Origin of the sequence: Mucilaginibacter flavus (assembly GCF_030409315.1) — a bacterium.
Classification (GTDB): Bacteria; Bacteroidota; Bacteroidia; order Sphingobacteriales; family Sphingobacteriaceae; genus Mucilaginibacter; species Mucilaginibacter flavus.
Genome location: NZ_JAUFPS010000041.1, coordinates 433,861 through 450,635 on the forward strand (window position 1 = coordinate 433,861; position 16,775 = coordinate 450,635).

Below are 16,775 nucleotides of genomic sequence, written 5' to 3' on the forward strand. Positions count from 1 at the left end.
TTATTTGAGCCGTACAATGTTTAAAGCCGTATGATAATGGTTATAAATAGTTTACTTCTCATTTGGGAGTTAATTTTAACCTTTACCCCATTATCAAAAAAGCTAAAAACTAAAGATATTAAGGTTAATGAAGAGCCGTTTAATTGTATTTGTTTTTTTGTTTATATCGCTACGCAGTTATAGCCAATGTTCTTTAAGTGTCAGTATAACATCTTCAGAACCTGGTATTTGCGCAGGTAACACTATAGCTTTAACAGCAACACCTGCCGGCGGAAGCGGCTCTTATAGTTATGCCTGGAGTAACGGCGAAACAACCAATGTTGCGCACGTTAATAAAGCTGGGAGCTATTCGGTAACGGTAACGGATAAATCATCGGGTTGTACTGCTGTAGGTAATACAACAGTAAATATAACGCCTACGCCTAATCCACCTACCGTAACAGGTGGGGGGATAGTGTGCCAGGGCAACAGTGCCCATCTTACCATCACTTCTGGAGGGGATAGCTTCCAGTGGTATAAAAATGCAACAGATGTCACGCCTTTTCATACCGGAACCAGTTACGATACAGATCCTGTTACTACGTTTACCATATTTTACGTGGAAGCTACAAGTAGCGGCTGTACAAGTGCAAGATCAACTGTTGTTGTAACCAATATTTCAAACCCCACAGCTCATGATGGAGCCGCGTGTTACGGGAGCCCAGTAACATTATCGGTAAGCGGCGGCGATAATTTTCAATGGTATACATCCCCCTCATCAACAACGTCGGTAAATTCAGGCGCTATTTTAAATATTAGCTCAATTACAAACAACACTACTTATTATGTGGAGTCTGTTGCTAACGGTTGTACAAGTGGCCGTACGCCCGTTACCGCTTATGTGACATCAGCCCCACAATCACCTGTAGTTTCACCAAACCAGGGAGTATGCTCCGGCAATGTTATTACTTTACATGCTGATGCGCCAGCGGGTGTTGTTGAATGGTATGATGTGGCATCGGGCGGCAGCCCCCTTATTATAAGCCCGGATTATACCACGCCGACGCTTACAGCCAATACCACCTACTATGTGCAAACCGATTTAAACGGTTGTTTAAGCAACCGTGTACCTGTTACGGTTAACGTTAACCCAATACCATCTGCACCGGCTAACCAAACGGTAAATGCCTGTTATAACAGTAGCGCGCACCTTACGGCCAGCGCCACCGGCGGAGCGTATCAATGGTACTCTGATGCAAACGGCAAACATCTGCTTAAAAATGGCACTACTTATGATACTCCTGCTTTAACCCACGATATCACCTACTATGTTATGGCAGTAAACGGTGGTTGTAGCAGCGCCCTGACTCCGGTAAATGTGGTTGTAGCAGCTCCTGTTCCGCAACCCTCCGTTATTAACCCACCTGTTATTTGTAACGGCTCTACCGCTGTGCTAACAGCAACCGCTCCGGGCGGTAATTATCAGTGGTTTACTACAGCCACCGGAGGTACTCCCTTGCCTACAACCGAAAATGGAAAGTTTACAACCCCGGCTTTAACGGCAACTACAACATACTACGTACAAACCACTATAGGATCATGTACAAGTACCAGAACGGTTGTGCAGGTTCCGGTACTTGCCCCTTTAACCCAACCAACCGCAACGGGTGCAAGTATTTGCAGTGGTGATGTAGCTACATTAACAGCCGACGGACAAGCCGGTGATTATGCGTGGTATAACGCCGCCGGCGATCTTTTACAGGTAGGTAAAATTTTTAATACACCAGCGTTAACGGCCACCACTACTTATTACGTTCAGGTAAGTAACAACGGTTGTGCAAGTAATAAAACCGCTGTTCAGGTTACAGTAAAACCGGCGGCACAGGCACCCGTAGTAAATCCGGGGCCAACAATTTGCCCTGGAGAAACTGCCAGTTTATCGGCAACGGCCCCGGCCGGCCAATCTATAGATTGGTTTGAGGTGCCCGCAGGCGGCGTATCGCTGCATACAGGCTCCAATTATCAAACTGATGCCATTTATGCCGATAAGAGTTATTATGTACAAAGCACTTCGGGTACGTGCATTAGCGCCCGTACGCAGGTTGATGTGAAGGTAAATATTGGTGGTACCAGCTTTCATTACCCATCAAGCACCATAGTTAAATCCGGTAATAATCCCACCCCCATTATTGATAATCCCTCAGGTCCGGGTATATTTAGTGCCCCTGCGGGTGTGGTATTTGTTGATGCAACTACCGGGCAAATCAATGCTGCGGCAAGCACTCCCGGTACCTACAAAATAGTACTCACCAGTAATGGTACTTGCTCTGGTACTTATTCATCCATTATAACAATTACAGATCATCCCTCAACGTCATTTAGGTATGATACACCGGTGTGCCAGGTTGGTAGTAATCCTAAACCAATATTTGACCCGGGTGCTAATGCCGGTTTTTTCAGTGCCAGCCCGTCCGGATTAACATTTGTGAGCGATTATACGGGCGAGATAGATCTTTCAAAAACGGCGCCAGGTACCTATACGGTAACAAATGCTATACCTGCCAGCGGCGCCTTTACCGGTTCTGTATCGCAAGCTAAAATAACAATTGATAAAGCTATAACTGTAAGCGCCGGTTCAAATAAAAGCGTGCCAATTAATACGCCGGTTACTTTAAACGGCAGTATAAGCAGCGGCGTAACTGGTACATGGAGCGGCGGAGCGGGCACGTTTTCAAATGTTAATGACTTGCACGCTGTATATACCCCGGCAGTGGATGAATTACAGGCAAAATTAACCTTAACTTCTAACGATCCTCCGGGCGCCTGTGGCATCAAAACGGCAACAGTTACCATTACTTTTAATAGCATACCGCCTGCACCAACAGCGCAAAGTACGCAGGCTTGTGTTGGCAGCAGCGTAACGCTTACAGCTACCGCGCCGGGCGGAACTTACGATTGGTATGCGGATGCTGTTGGAGGAAGTTCATTACAACAAGGCGCAAACTTTCAAACTCCTGCACTTACCACTACCACCTCATATTATGTATCAACCACTGTTAATGGCCTAACCAGTCCGCGCACGCAGGTTACCGTTTCCATTTATAACGTGCCGTCAACACCAGTGGTACCTAATGATCTTATAACCACATGCAGCGGCAATGTTGTTAAAATAGACGCAAGCGGCTCTGTTGGTACTTATGAATGGTTTAATGAGTCGGGACAATCCGTTGGCACCGGTGCGTCGTTTACAAGTACCACTTTAACCAATAGTACATTTTACGAGGTACAAGCGGCAATAGGGCAATGTGTAAGTCCGCGCAAAAGAATAACTGTTACCGTAACTCCGGCACCATACATCACCAGCAGATCATCAGATCCTGTTTGTAGTGGCAACCCTTTAAGCTATACAATTACTTCAAATGTACCAACTGCTGCATTTTTATGGAGCAGGGCGGCGGTTGCAGGTATAACAAATGCTGCAGTATCCAACCAAACAACAACTGATATTACGGAAACCCTGGTGAATACTACGCCCAATGTTATCAATGTTACTTATGTAATTACCCCAATGAATGGTACATGTGCCGGCGAGCCCATTGATTATGTTGTAACAGTTTATCCAACACCAACTATAGTAAGCCATGCAAAAGATAACGTTTGCTATGGTACAACCGCTAATTACGCCATAACTTTTACCACGCCAAACACCATTTTTACATGGAGTAGGGCTGCAATCCCCGGTATTTTAAATGCCGCGGTTAACGGGCAGGCTTCAGCGGTAATAAAGGAGGTTTTATTTAATACAACGTCGGAGCCTATTGATGTGCCGTACACCATCAATTACAAAACAAATGATTGTGATGGGGCGCCTTTCAATTGGATAGTTACTGTATATCCGCAAGTAAATATCACCAGCGACGCTGTATCATTAGCATGTAATAAAACGCCGCAGAACTATACGATCACATCAAACGTTCCTTCGGCCACATTTGAATGGAAACGCGCCGCTGTTGCAGGTATTAGCAATGCCGCTACCCAAAAAACGGGAGCTTTGATAGATGAAACTCTTATAAATACAACAACCAGCCCTATCAACGTTACTTATATTATAACCCCATCGGCTTACGGTTGCACCGGTGATCCTTTTTCACATATTGTTACCGTAAACCCCAAACCCGATGTTCCTAAAGCTAATAGCAACTCGCCGGTTTGCGTGGCCAGTAAAATACAATTACGCACACCGTCAGTTGCCGGGGCTACTTACCTTTGGATGGGACCTAATAATTTTTCGTCCACATCGCAAAACGTAGATATACCTGCTACGGAAGCTGCTGCAGGTACCTATAATTTATTTGTTACGGTAGGTGGGTGCACAAGCGATCCGGGGCCAACAACAGTGCAGGTTAATAAACCACCGGTGGTAACAGCCACAGGTCCTCATCTTGTTTGTACTACTGCCACTACAATATCTCTTAATGGCACGGTTGGTGGCGGTACTACAACCGGTATTTGGAGCAGCAGCAGCGGAGGCACGGGTTTTTCACCATCAATTACAACCATTGGTAACGTAAATTATATCCCCACGGCTAAAGATAAAGAAAACGGTAGCGTTACATTAACGCTATCATCGACCAGTAATGACGATTGTACTGTTGCTACAGCCGATGTAGTTGTGAAATTTGGACTTACGCCTGGCGTAGATGCTGGTATAGATCAGAGCATTTGCGCCCAGGATACGCGTGTTCAATTAGCCGGTAAAATTCTGCTTTCAGGCGCAACCGGCTTTTGGTCTACCGCTACTGGCGATGGTACATTTCAGTCTGGTACCCAGCCTAACGCCGTTTATTTGCCAGGAGTTAATGATAAAAAGAAAGGTTCAGTAACATTAACTTTTAACATCAACAATTCTGGCGAGTGTTATACTACCACCGACGATATGAAGGTAACGTTTATACCGCCGGCTGTTTTGGCTACCGAACATGTACGATATGTATTAAAAGGTAACACAATTACCTTACATCCGATAGTAAAAGATGAAACCGTAACTTATTTATGGACAACCACCGGAGATCCTAATAACATAAATGACGTTCATGCTAAGAATCCTGTAATTACGGGTGGCCAAGTCAATCAAACTTATACATTAACCATCACCGATAAGTTGGGATGTGTTACTTCGGATACTACCTATGTCATTGTGTCGCCACATTTATCTGTTTCCAATGCTTTTTCTCCTAATGGCGACGGAACTAATGATAATTGGGAGATAGTTGGTCTTGTAGCCTATGAAAATTCAACAGTAGATGTATTTAATCGATATGGCACCTTGATATTTCATTCCAGGGGTTACGGTGTACCTTGGGACGGAACCAGTAACGGATCGCCGGTACCTGTTGGTGTGTATTATTATATTGTTGATACCAAAGTGGATAGCAAAAGATTTACAGGTTATGTCACCGTGTTAAGGTGATGATTTAACCAAGAATATTTAGCAGGTCTCTTTTTGAGAGCGATTGGATAAATGATTGATCGGTATTGACAAGGGTATCTGCCAAGCCTCTTTTAAATTCCTGCATTTGCATTATTTTTTCTTCAACGGTATCGGGGCAAATCATCCTGACAGCCACCACTGGTTTATTTTGTCCGATACGGTGCGAACGGTCAATAGCTTGATTTTCGACAGCAGGATTCCACCACGGATCAACAAGGTAAACATAATCCGCTTCCGTGAGGTTTAAACCTGTACCACCTGCTTTTAGGCTGATGAGAAACACGGTAACATCCGGGTTAGTTTGAAACTCGTTTACCACCGCTTCGCGATTACGCGTGCTGCCCGTAAGCCAGCAAAAGCCTATCTTGCGTGTGGTTAATTCAATTTTAATCAATTCCAGCATTGATACAAATTGCGAGAATACCAAAATTTTATGTTTATGGGATTTACTTTGAATTTGCTCAATCAGCAGCTCAATTTTGGCCGATTCGGCCCCCGGCGGTTTCTCGCCCTCAATTAATAATGGCGAATTACATATCTGTCGTAGTTTAGTTAAGCCTTTAAGTACGTTCATCGGCGTTTTCCGCAGTTCATCGCTGGTTGTTGCCGATATATATTCACGAAATTCTTTCTCATAAGCGTCGTAAATTTTTCGTTGCTCTTCTTTCATTTCGCAATACAAAACCATTTCTGTTTTTTCGGGAAGCTCGGCAGCCACTTGTTGTTTGGTTCGTCTTAATACAAAGGGTTTTATTTTATGCTGAAGCTCGGCAGCTCTCTTATGGCTTTTAAATTTATCAATGGGTACCGCGTAAATATCTTTAAAATATTGTTTGGTGCCCAGAAGGCCAGGGCAAGCGAAGGATAATTGACCGTAAATATCAAAAGTATTGTTTTCGATAGGAGTGCCTGTTATAGTTATCCGGTTACGTGATTTTAATAACCTTGCCGCTTTATAACGCTGCGAATCGGGGTTTTTGATTTGTTGCGATTCATCAAGAAAAACGTAGTTGAACTGGTAGCTTTTTAAAAAAGTAATGTCGGCAAGCAGTGTACCGTAAGACGTAAGTATAATTTCATATCCATCAAAACCAGCGGTGCTTTTAATCCTATCGGCCCCGTAAATAGTATGAATCCTGATAGAGGGCGCAAATTTTTGTACCTCGGCCTGCCAGTTAAAAATTAGCGAGGTTGGTACCACCAACAAATTGGTTTTGTGCGCTGTTTTTTTACGTAGCGATAGTATGAAGGCAATGATCTGCATGGTTTTGCCCAGGCCCATATCATCAGCAAGGCATCCTCCAAAATTAAAATCATCCAAAAAGTTTAGCCAGTTTAATCCCCGTTGCTGATAAGGACGCAGTGTAGCAAGTAAATCTGGGGATACTTCAACAGGTTTAATACTATCAAAGTCCACAAGTTTTTCCCTATAGGTGATTAGTTCGGCTTTAACTTCCTCATCCATAACCTGTTGGTCAAATAACTCGGCAAGTGCCTGGAAGTTTATTTTATGAATGCTTAATATATCATCATCCGTTATCTCACCCGCGTTAAAATATTTGCCAAATTTCTCGATCCATTCTAATGGTAAAATGCCTAATGTGCCGTCATCAAGCTGCACATATTTGCTTTTATTACGCACCGCTTTATGAACCCGTTTTAAGGTAGTTTTCTTTTTGCCAAACCGCACACTGATTTCGGTATTGAACCAGTTTATGCCGCTGAGTACCCTTATGGTGATATTTACTTTGTTAGGGTTTAGTTTATTCCCTTCCAACTCATTAAAGCCTAACACCGTTATGCCGTGGTTTGTCCAGTCTGCAAATACATTTAAAAACCAATCTTCATCTAAAAAATGCTTTTTATGCAGGTAAAAGTAATGCAGGTCGTTTTCTAATTGCTCGGCAAAGTAGGGATGCTGCTTCACAAGCAGCGCGGTAAATTCAACTTCGGCCGGGTCATCGCGCTTTACCAAAAACTCGTTCCCTTTTTGGTCTACCCCAAAAATCTGTCGCTGAGTACGAATGGGGATTTCGCTTTCACCATAGCGTATCACCGGGATGATCATCACATGGCTGCCAAAATCAGACAGGTAAATAATCTGTTCGGTTTCTTTATCAAAACCTTCCTGTTTTAACTGAACAGGGGTTGCCGGTTTAATATGCTGGTAAGCTATCTCTATTTTATCCTCAATTTTACTGAGTAGCTTACTTTTAAATTCACTGTATTTTGATTGATGGATAAGCAGATTTTCGGCACGCTTTTTCATCAGCTCAATAATGCCAAGCAGTTGTATATTATCGGGCAGGTAAAGCCTATCGTTCAGTAAAATAAAGTAGGTAAACTTTATCTGAAGATCTTTCAGTGCGTAGGTGTGTCGGCCTAAGCGAAGTGTGCCGGTAAATTCATAAAAAAGTCCCTGAGGTTTTACATTTAAACTAATGTTATTGGGCAATAACGCAACTTGCACCGGCACGATGGATGTAGCTGTGATATTTTCAGAAACCTCACTATTGTGATAGTAAAAATTATATCCCAATGGGTTTTTAACTATCGCCCGCAACGCCATGATATCGGCGGGCGATCTTTTGCCATTGATATGATTTTGAAATTTATTTATCGCCGTAAAAAACTTTAAACGTTCGTGGTCATCAGTATCCCAAATCTGTTCCATGGGATTTATAAACACAAGCGGATTTTTTATTTTGCCGTTTTTAGCCGTTTGCGCGCTGTAAAGCTCAATGAACAAGTATTTGTAATACTTATGTTGTTTTACAACTATACACACCGAACGATCTGTATCGTCATTTGGTAAGGCTAACGTATCCGGTGCAGAAACAAGGTCGGCATATGCATCAAGGCTATCTTTTGTCACCGGGATTAACGACGATAACCTTGGGCTGATGACGGTACGCCTGTCATCATAAGTAACTTTTAGGTACTCATCAAGGTTGGGTTCATTTTCAAGACCGTAATCAACAGCTGCTCTTTTAAGCTTATCGTGTCTTGACCCAGGATTGAAAAATATGGAGAAATCTTCCTTTTTGATAATGGCGGTTAAAACCAGGGCCTGATGAACGCATAACCTGTTTGGAGCACAATTGCAGGAGCATCTAAGCGTCAGTTTATCACCTTTTTGATCTACAACAACCGAAGGAAAATCTTTATCATAATCATGATAAAAAATGCCGTGATTTATTTCAATATATTGCGGAGTTATGTGCCTGTATAAAGATGGATGATTGTCAAACCCTCCCGAGGACCTTTGAAATATTGTAACTTCGGTAATATCTTTAAAAGCTATATCATCAATGATAAAGCTATGTTCCCGGCTGTCATCCTCTTCGTAAGCTATTAATGTATCCACTTATTTTTCCTGGCGCTGATTGGTAAATATCTCAACATTTGCGGAAAGTATGGGGTTGAATATAACAAAATATAAAATCTGCACATTTATTCCTTTAATTTGCAGCTATTGATCGTGTTAAAAATATGAACCGGATTTGCCTTGTAGAAGACGAAGAGAAAGTAGCAGCCTTTATTTCAAGAGGTTTGCAGGAACATGATTATGTTGTGGTTCATGTAAACGAGGGTATTTCTGCACTTGAATTGGTAACTGCACAATCTTTTGATTTGATTATACTTGACCTGATGTTGCCAGACATAAGCGGTCTTGACCTTTGCCGGCAGATAAGAAAAGATAATGCCACCATCCCCATATTAATGCTCACCGCGCTTGATAGGGTTGATGATAAAGTTAATGGTTTACAGGCCGGTGCCGACGACTATCTGGTAAAGCCATTTCATTTTAATGAGTTACTGGCCAGGATAAGCGCCTTATTAAGGCGTTTTAAGCCCATTATTTTGCAAGAAGATGGTTTATTAACTTTTAGCGACCTTAAATTAAATACTTTTACTAAAACAGCCTGGAGGGCAGGCATTGAAATAACCTTAACTACCAAAGAATATCACCTGCTTGAATTGTTTATGTGTAATACAAATAAAACCTTATCAAGAGATTATATAGCCGAAAAGGTGTGGGGTATTCAGTTTGATACGGGCACTAATTTTATTGACGTATACGTGAATTACCTGCGAAAGAAAATTGAAAAAGGTGGCCAAAGTAAACTTATTCACACAGTGATAGGTATGGGGTATATTTTAAAAGATAAAGGGGTATGAAGATAAAAAACAGGCTTGCCCTTAATTTTACCCTGCTTAGCTCTGGTTTGCTATTGGTAACTATGGCAATAATGTATCTTGCTTTCTCGCGTTTTTTTAGCACTGATTTTTATGGACATTTAAGAGATAGGGCAAAGGTTGCAGCACAGTTATATCTTGAGGCCGATGAAATATCGTCAGATTCATTGGTACATGTTAGAGAGCGCATGCTGGAGAAATTACCCAATGAAGTAATACGGGTGTACGATGGTAATAACATGGCTTCTTTTATAAAAGACAGAGACCAGTATTGGAGTATCAATACCATTGAAGAAGTTCGACAACAGAAAAGTGTAAGCTTTAAAGAAGGGGATAGGCAAACCATAGGTATTTATTACCATGATAACCAGGGTAATTTTGTAATACTGGCGTCGGCGTATGATCAGCAGGCCGTTAACCGGTTAACTGGTATCATTAAAATTATGGCGGTGATATTTATACTGGTAAACTGTGTTTTGTTTTTTATAGGCCGGTGGTTTGCGCAACAATCGTTGTTGCCAATAGATGGTTTGGTTAAACAAATGAAGCAAATTAATGCCAGCAACTTACATGTGCGGGTTGATGAAGGGAATGGCAAAGATGAGATTAGCGCGCTTGCCCTGAACTTTAACCGATTGTTAAGTCATTTGCAAAACTCATTTGAATTGCAGCAAACTTTTGTGGCCAACGCGTCACATGAACTGCGTACGCCAATAACCAGCATAATAGGCGAGGTGGAGGTAACCCTAAACAGGCAGCGTAGTATTACAGAGTATGAACAACTACTAAAATCAATATTACTTGATTCGGAAAGGTTAAAAGATACTATCAACAGCCTGATGGAGCTGGCCCAAACCGATATGGAGTACACACGCGCCCAACTTGAACCGGTACAGGTTGACGAACTTTTATGGGATTTGCAGCATTATTGGGCATCAACACAAAACCACCCGCAATTGCAGGTACATATCGATGAATTGCCCGATGAGCAGCAAGCTTTGTTTATAAATGCGAACCTAACCCTGCTAAAAATTGCATTAAACAACATTATTGGAAACGGCTTTAAGTTTTCGGGTAATAAACCTGTTTCGTGTGGTTTATTTGCAAACGGGCAAACCATAGTAATTACAATAAAAGATTTGGGCATAGGCATTCCCATTGATGATCAGGAAAAAATTTTTACCCCCTTTTACCGTGGCGCCAATGGCCGGGTATTTGATGGCAATGGAGTTGGGCTATATGTTGCCTTTAAAATAATACAATTGTTTAATGGAATAATAAGCATGCAATCAGTTATCAATGAGGGAGCATCATTTACCATTAGTTTTACACCAACATTCTAATCTCTTTCTAATGTGTTTTTAATGTGCCTCTAATTTAGGTGGGATAGCTTTGTTCTAAACAAATATACTATGCATACAAAATTTGTTATCGTTCTTTTTTCAATTCAACTATCGTGTATAGCTATCGGGGGGAAGGCCTTTGGTCAATCTACCGGCGGCGATACCCTTAGGATGAGTTTGAAAGAGACAGAAGCACAATTCCTGAAAAATAACCTCGATCTCATTGTTCAGCATTATAGTATTGACCAGGCACAGGCGCAAATTATAACCGCCCGTTTGTTCAATAATCCCGATTTTAGTTTCGCCAACGTTTTGTATAACCCGCAAACTAAAAAGTTTTTTGATACCAGTCACGATGGGGGCGAATACTCGGCCCAGTTGTCGCAGCTTTTTCAAACAGCAGGAAAGCGTAACAAAAGCATCCAGTTGGCTCAAATAGGTTTTCAACAGGCTCAATATCAATTGTTTGATTTATTGCGCACGCTGAGATTTACCTTACGGAGTGATTTTTATAAGATATATTTTCAGGAACAATCGGCAAAGGTTTACCAGGAAGAGATTAACTCCCTGGCAAAAACACTTTCTGTTTTCAAGGAACAATACACCAAAGGCAACATCGCCCAAAAAGAAGTACTGCGCATTCAATCGCAGCTTTACTCATTACAGTCAGAACTTAACGATTTGATTGACGGTATCGATGATACGCAAAGCGAGTTAAAGCTGATGATAAGGGCTAATCCACAAAGTTTTGTAGTGCCGGTGGTTGATATTAACCTTGAAGGTAAGTCCATAGTATCTGAAGTGCCGTACCAACACCTGGTAGATTCGGCCAATGCCAACCGGTACGATTTAAAGGTTGCCCGTTCAATGGTCGACTATAACAACATCAACCTTAAATTACAAAAAGCCAACGCCGTACCCGATCTTACCTTTTCATTGGCCTACGATAAGCAAGGTAGTTACATCCGCGATTATTCAAGCGCAGGTGTAGCTTTTTCATTGCCGTTTTTTAATCGCAATCAAGGTGGCATTAAACAAGCCCGCATAGCAGTCGACGCAAGTAAGGTGCAGCTGCAAAGCGCGCAAGATCAGTTAGAAAGCGATATCGCCAACGACTATAAAAGCGCTTTACGGCTCGAAAACCTATACAACAGCTTCGACCCGAAGTTTAAGCAGGATTTTAACCACCTGATTCAGGAAGTGTTTAAAAATTACCAGAAACATAACATCAGTTTATTGGAGTTCTTGGATTTTTACGACTCTTATAAAACTAACACGCTTCAACTCAATAACCTGCAGCTTAACCGCATCAGTTCGCTTGAGCAATTAAACTTTGCCACCGGCACACCATTCTTTAATCAACAATAACACACAGATCATGTATCGCCCATATAAAATAATTAGCCTTAGTATTATACCACTGATGATGTCGCTTGCGGCATGTACGCATCATAGCGAAGAAACAGAAAAGGACGCCCATTTTGAGGTGACCGATAGTTTATTGCACAGCCTGGTAGTTGATACTGTTAAGGCAGAGAATGCCTTATCAGAAATTACGCTTACCGGCAGCGTAGCGCCCGATGAAACTAAAATGGTAAAAATTTACCCCATGGTAAGTGGGGTTGCGCAATCTGTACACGTACAATTGGGCGATGTGGTTAAAAAAGGCCAGGTGCTTACCACCATGCGCAGTGCCGAAATAGCAGGCTTTAACCGCGATTTAATAAGTGCAGGAGCCGATTTGCGTAATGCCAAACGCCAAATGGAATCAACTGAGGATTTGTATAAAAGCGGGTTGGCATCAGAGAAAGATTTAGAGCAATCAAAATCTGACTACCAAAAGGCCGTTGCCGAAAATAGCCGCGCCAATTCCATATTGGCCATCAATAAAAGTAACAGCAATGGGTTAGAAGTGCAGGCACCCTTAACTGGTTACATCATCGAAAAAAACGTGACAGACAACATGCAGGTACGTGCTGATAATACTCAGAACCTGTTTACTATAGCCGATTTATCGTCGGTATATGTGCTTATCAACATGTATGAGAGCGATATTGCCAGTGTACAATTGGGCGATGAAGTGAAAATTACTACTCTTGCTTATCCCGATAAAGTGTTTACGGGTAAAATTGACAAGCTTTTTGATGTGCTTGATCCTGATGCCAAGGTAATGCGCGCTCGTGTACAAATCAATAACCCCGATAATATGCTAAAGCCGGGAATGTTTACCAATGTTAAAATCCAGGCAAAATCTGGCATGAACCTGCCGGCTATTAATACTAACTCTATTGTATTTGATAACAATAAGAACTATGTGGTTGTTATTGATGGCCCGGCAAAGGTGCATATTCAACCCATCGAGATAGCAAAACGTGTAGAGGACGTAGCTTATATCAGCAGCGGATTAAAACCGGGGCAACGTGTAGTGGCATCAAGACAAGTTTACCTGTATGAGTCTTTAAAAGACTAAAGGCCTCACCCTGCCCTCTCCAGAGGAGAGGGTTCTAAAAATCAAGGTGATTAACCGATAGTTGAGAATGCAAATCAAAAATCCTCTCCTTTGGAGGGGATTTAGGTGAGGCTAAGATTTTATAAAAACGAACAAATGAACAAGTTCATAAAAGGAGTGCTGTCTTTTGCACTTAAAAACAAGGTATTTATATTTTTTGTAACGCTATTGATGGCTGTTGCCGGCTATATTAGCTTCAAAACAATAGCTATTGATGCTTTTCCGGATGTAACCAATACATCGGTAACCATTATTACACAATGGCCGGGCAGATCTGCCGAGGAGGTTGAAAAATTTGTGACCAGGCCTATAGAACTGGCCATGAACCCGGCTGAGAAGAAGACAAGCGTACGGTCGTCTTCATTATTTGGCTTATCAGTAGTTAAGATAACTTTTGATGATGATGTTGATTATGCCTTTGCCCGTTTGCAGATCAACAATCACTTAGATGAAGCTAATTTACCGGATGGCATTACGCCCGAAATTGAGCCTCCTTACGGCCCAACAGGCGAAATTTACCGTTATACCCTTACCAGTAACAAACGTTCTGTACGGGAGTTAAAAACAATACAGGATTGGGTGGTAAGCCGCGAGATAAGGGCGGTGCCTGGCGTAGCCGATGTAAACAGCTTTGGCGGCGAGGTGAAAACTTATCAGATTACCATCAACCCCCAAAAAGCAGTACAATATAATATTACGCCTTTACAGCTATACGATGCCGTATCAAAAAGTAACGTGAATGTTGGCGGCGACGTTATTCAGCAAAGCGGGCAGGCTTACGTGGTGCGCGGCATTGGTTTGTTGAACAACATTAACGAGATTAAAAACATTGTAGTAAACAATGTAAAAGGCACTCCGATTTATGTAAAAACAATTGCCGAGGTCACCGAATCTGCATTGCCGCGTTTAGGCCAGGTAGGCAGAGATGTTGACCCCGATGCCGTTGAAGGCATTGTAGTAATGCGCAAAGGCGAAAACCCAAGCGTAGTTATCGCAGGTTTGAAAGACAAGATAAAAGAGTTGAATGGCAGTATTTTACCAGAAGACGTAAAGATCAACACGTTTTATGACCGCGAAACCCTGGTAGATTTTGCTACACATACCGTGTTACACAATATGGCTGAAGGTATTGTATTTGTAACCGTAATTGTGTTACTGTTTATGGCCGATTGGCGTACTACGGTTATTGTGGCAATTATTATTCCTTTAGCATTATTATTTGCATTCCTGTGCCTTAAATTAAAAGGTATGTCTGCCAACCTGCTATCGATGGGGGCGATAGATTTCGGGATTATTATAGACGGGGCCGTGGTGATGGTGGAGGGTATTTTTGTACTGCTCGACCATAAAGCCAAGGAAGTAGGAATGGAGAACTTCAACAAACTGAGCAAGCTGGGTTTAATTCGCCAGGCCTGCCAGGTAAATGGTAAAGGCATCTTTTTTGCCAAAGCTATCATCATTACCGGTTTGCTGCCCATATTTAGTTTTCAAAAGGTAGAAGGAAAAATGTTCTCGCCCCTGGCCTGGACGCTGAGTTTCGCCCTTTTAGGAGCCTTGCTGCTAACTTTCACATTGGTACCGGCCCTATGTAGCATCCTGCTAAAGAAAAACGTTCGTGAACGTCATAACGTGTTTGTGGAGTTTATTACCAAACACGCGCTGAGCTTTTATAACATATGCTTTAAAGGACGCAAATTAGTGTTCCCGATAGCCCTAATCTCATTGGTGATTAGTTTAGGTTGTTTCACTTTATTAGGATCTGAATTTTTACCGGAGCTGAACGAAGGTTCAATATATGTGCGGGCAACCGGGCCGTTGAGCACTTCACTCGAAGAGTCTGTTAAGTTGTCAAACGAGATGCGTAAAATCTTCCTGAGCTTTGATGAGGTTAAACAGGTAATTTCCCAAACCGGCCGACCAAATGATGGTACCGATGCTACAGGCTTTTACAATATTGAGTTTCACGTCGATATTTATCCGCAGGATCAATGGAAGCGTAAGGAAACCAAAGAAGAGTTAATTGCCAGGATGCAGGACAAATTAAAGTTTTACCCGGGCGTGGATCTTAACTTTTCGCAACCAATTTCAGATAACGTGGAGGAAGCCGTATCTGGTGTGAAAGGATCTATCGTTGTGAAAATGTTTGGCGACAATTATCCTTATATTGAAAGTCGCGAAGAGCAGATTTACAAAATTTTGAAAGGGGTAAAAGGTATTGAAGATTTGGGTATTTTACGTAACATGGGGCAGCCCGAGCTCCAAATAAACCTTAACCAGGATAAAATGGCCCAGTATGGTGTTACCGCTGCCGACGCAAACGCCGTTATAGAAACGGCCATAGGTGGCAGGGCAGCTACGCAGATTTATGAAGGCGAGAAAAAATTTGATTTAAGAATCCGTTATCCCGAAGATTTCAGGAACAACGCCAGAGCTATAGGTGATTTACGTGTACCAACCTTAAATGGCGGTAGCGTACCTTTAAGGGAATTGGCTGATATTGGTAAAATAACCGGCATCAGTATGATTTACCGCGATAAAAACAGCAGGTATGGTGCCATTAAGTTTTCAATCAGGGGTAGGGATATGGGTAGTACCATTGCCGAAGCGCAAGCCAAAGTAAATGCCCAGATCAAACTTCCAAAAGATTACCGCTTAGAATGGGCGGGCGATTTTGAAAACCAACAGCGTGCAACCCAAAGGTTATCGCAAGCGGTGCCGGTAAGTTTGTTGATCATTTTCTTTATTCTGTTTATCCTGTTTGGTAATTTCAGGGATTCGCTATTGGTTTTAAACAACGTACCATTCGCCATAATGGGCGGTATCCTGGCGCTGCTGATCACGGGTGTTAACTTCAACATTTCGGCAGGTATTGGTTTTATAGCGCTGTTTGGTATATGCGTACAAAATGGCGTTATCCTGATTTCTAAATTCAAGGTAAACATCAAAGACCTGCGCCAAAATGTGTACGTTGATTTCCCGGATGCGCTAAGAGCCGGCGTGGCCGATAGAATGCGCCCGGTTATCATGACCGCTATGATGGCAGCGATAGGTTTATTGCCCGCGGCGTTATCGGCAGGGATTGGTTCAGAAGCTTCAAAACCGCTGGCGATTGTGGTAATAGGCGGGTTGATCACCAATACAATATTCAACCTTTTTGTATTTCCGATAGTATTTTATTGGACCTACAGAAAGAAAGTTGAAAGTGGTGATACCGGCAGACTATAGGTTATTAAAACGATAAAAAAGCGGGCTA

7 protein-coding genes are annotated in these 16,775 nt (G+C 42.2%); 6 read left to right on the plus strand and 1 reads right to left on the minus strand.

From position 1 onward, the window contains the following. Positions 1–127: 127 nt before the first annotated feature. A complete protein-coding gene (locus tag QWZ17_RS20965) occupies positions 128–5,449 on the plus strand; it encodes an Ig-like domain-containing protein (protein WP_290307267.1) in 5,322 nt (1,773 codons plus the stop codon). A 4-nt stretch (positions 5,450–5,453) separates the two neighbouring features. Here QWZ17_RS20965 and QWZ17_RS20970 read toward each other — a convergent pair whose 3' ends face one another. Then, positions 5,454–8,837: a DEAD/DEAH box helicase gene (locus QWZ17_RS20970; RefSeq protein ID WP_290307268.1), complete on the minus strand. Its 3,384-nt coding sequence runs from the start codon at positions 8,835–8,837 to the stop codon at positions 5,454–5,456. Positions 8,838–8,962: 125 nt separating this feature from the next. Between QWZ17_RS20970 and QWZ17_RS20975 the strand changes: the two genes are divergently transcribed. From QWZ17_RS20975 to QWZ17_RS20995, 5 genes are all read left to right on the plus strand, one after another. Then, positions 8,963–9,652, plus strand: coding sequence for a response regulator transcription factor (locus QWZ17_RS20975; protein ID WP_290307269.1), 690 nt, complete (start codon positions 8,963–8,965; stop codon positions 9,650–9,652). Beyond that, positions 9,649–11,013, plus strand: coding sequence for a sensor histidine kinase (locus QWZ17_RS20980; protein WP_290307270.1), 1,365 nt, complete (start codon positions 9,649–9,651; stop codon positions 11,011–11,013). Before QWZ17_RS20975 ends, QWZ17_RS20980 begins: the two co-directional genes overlap by 4 nt. A gap of 69 nt (positions 11,014–11,082) precedes the next feature. Next, positions 11,083–12,381, plus strand: coding sequence for a TolC family protein (locus QWZ17_RS20985; RefSeq protein ID WP_290307271.1), 1,299 nt, complete (start codon positions 11,083–11,085; stop codon positions 12,379–12,381). 10 nt (positions 12,382–12,391) lie between these two features. After that, positions 12,392–13,483, plus strand: a complete 1,092-nt coding sequence (locus tag QWZ17_RS20990; protein WP_290307272.1) for an efflux RND transporter periplasmic adaptor subunit — start codon at positions 12,392–12,394, stop codon at positions 13,481–13,483. A 135-nt stretch (positions 13,484–13,618) separates the two neighbouring features. Next, complete coding sequence (locus QWZ17_RS20995) at positions 13,619–16,747, plus strand: efflux RND transporter permease subunit (protein ID WP_290307273.1); 3,129 nt, start codon at positions 13,619–13,621, stop codon at positions 16,745–16,747. The last annotated feature ends 28 nt before the right edge of the window (positions 16,748–16,775 follow it).

Excerpts from the sequence above, each read along its gene's own strand:
- QWZ17_RS20965 (WP_290307267.1), top strand. The coding sequence starts at position 128 with ATGAAGAGCCGTTTAATTGTATTTGTTTTTTTGTTTATATCGCTACGC.
- QWZ17_RS20980 (WP_290307270.1), top strand. The coding sequence starts at position 9,649 with ATGAAGATAAAAAACAGGCTTGCCCTTAATTTTACCCTGCTTAGCTCT.
- QWZ17_RS20975 (WP_290307269.1), top strand. The coding sequence starts at position 8,963 with ATGAACCGGATTTGCCTTGTAGAAGACGAAGAGAAAGTAGCAGCCTTT.
- QWZ17_RS20995 (WP_290307273.1), top strand. The coding sequence starts at position 13,619 with ATGAACAAGTTCATAAAAGGAGTGCTGTCTTTTGCACTTAAAAACAAG.
- QWZ17_RS20990 (WP_290307272.1), top strand. The coding sequence starts at position 12,392 with ATGTATCGCCCATATAAAATAATTAGCCTTAGTATTATACCACTGATG.
- QWZ17_RS20985 (WP_290307271.1), top strand. The coding sequence starts at position 11,083 with ATGCATACAAAATTTGTTATCGTTCTTTTTTCAATTCAACTATCGTGT.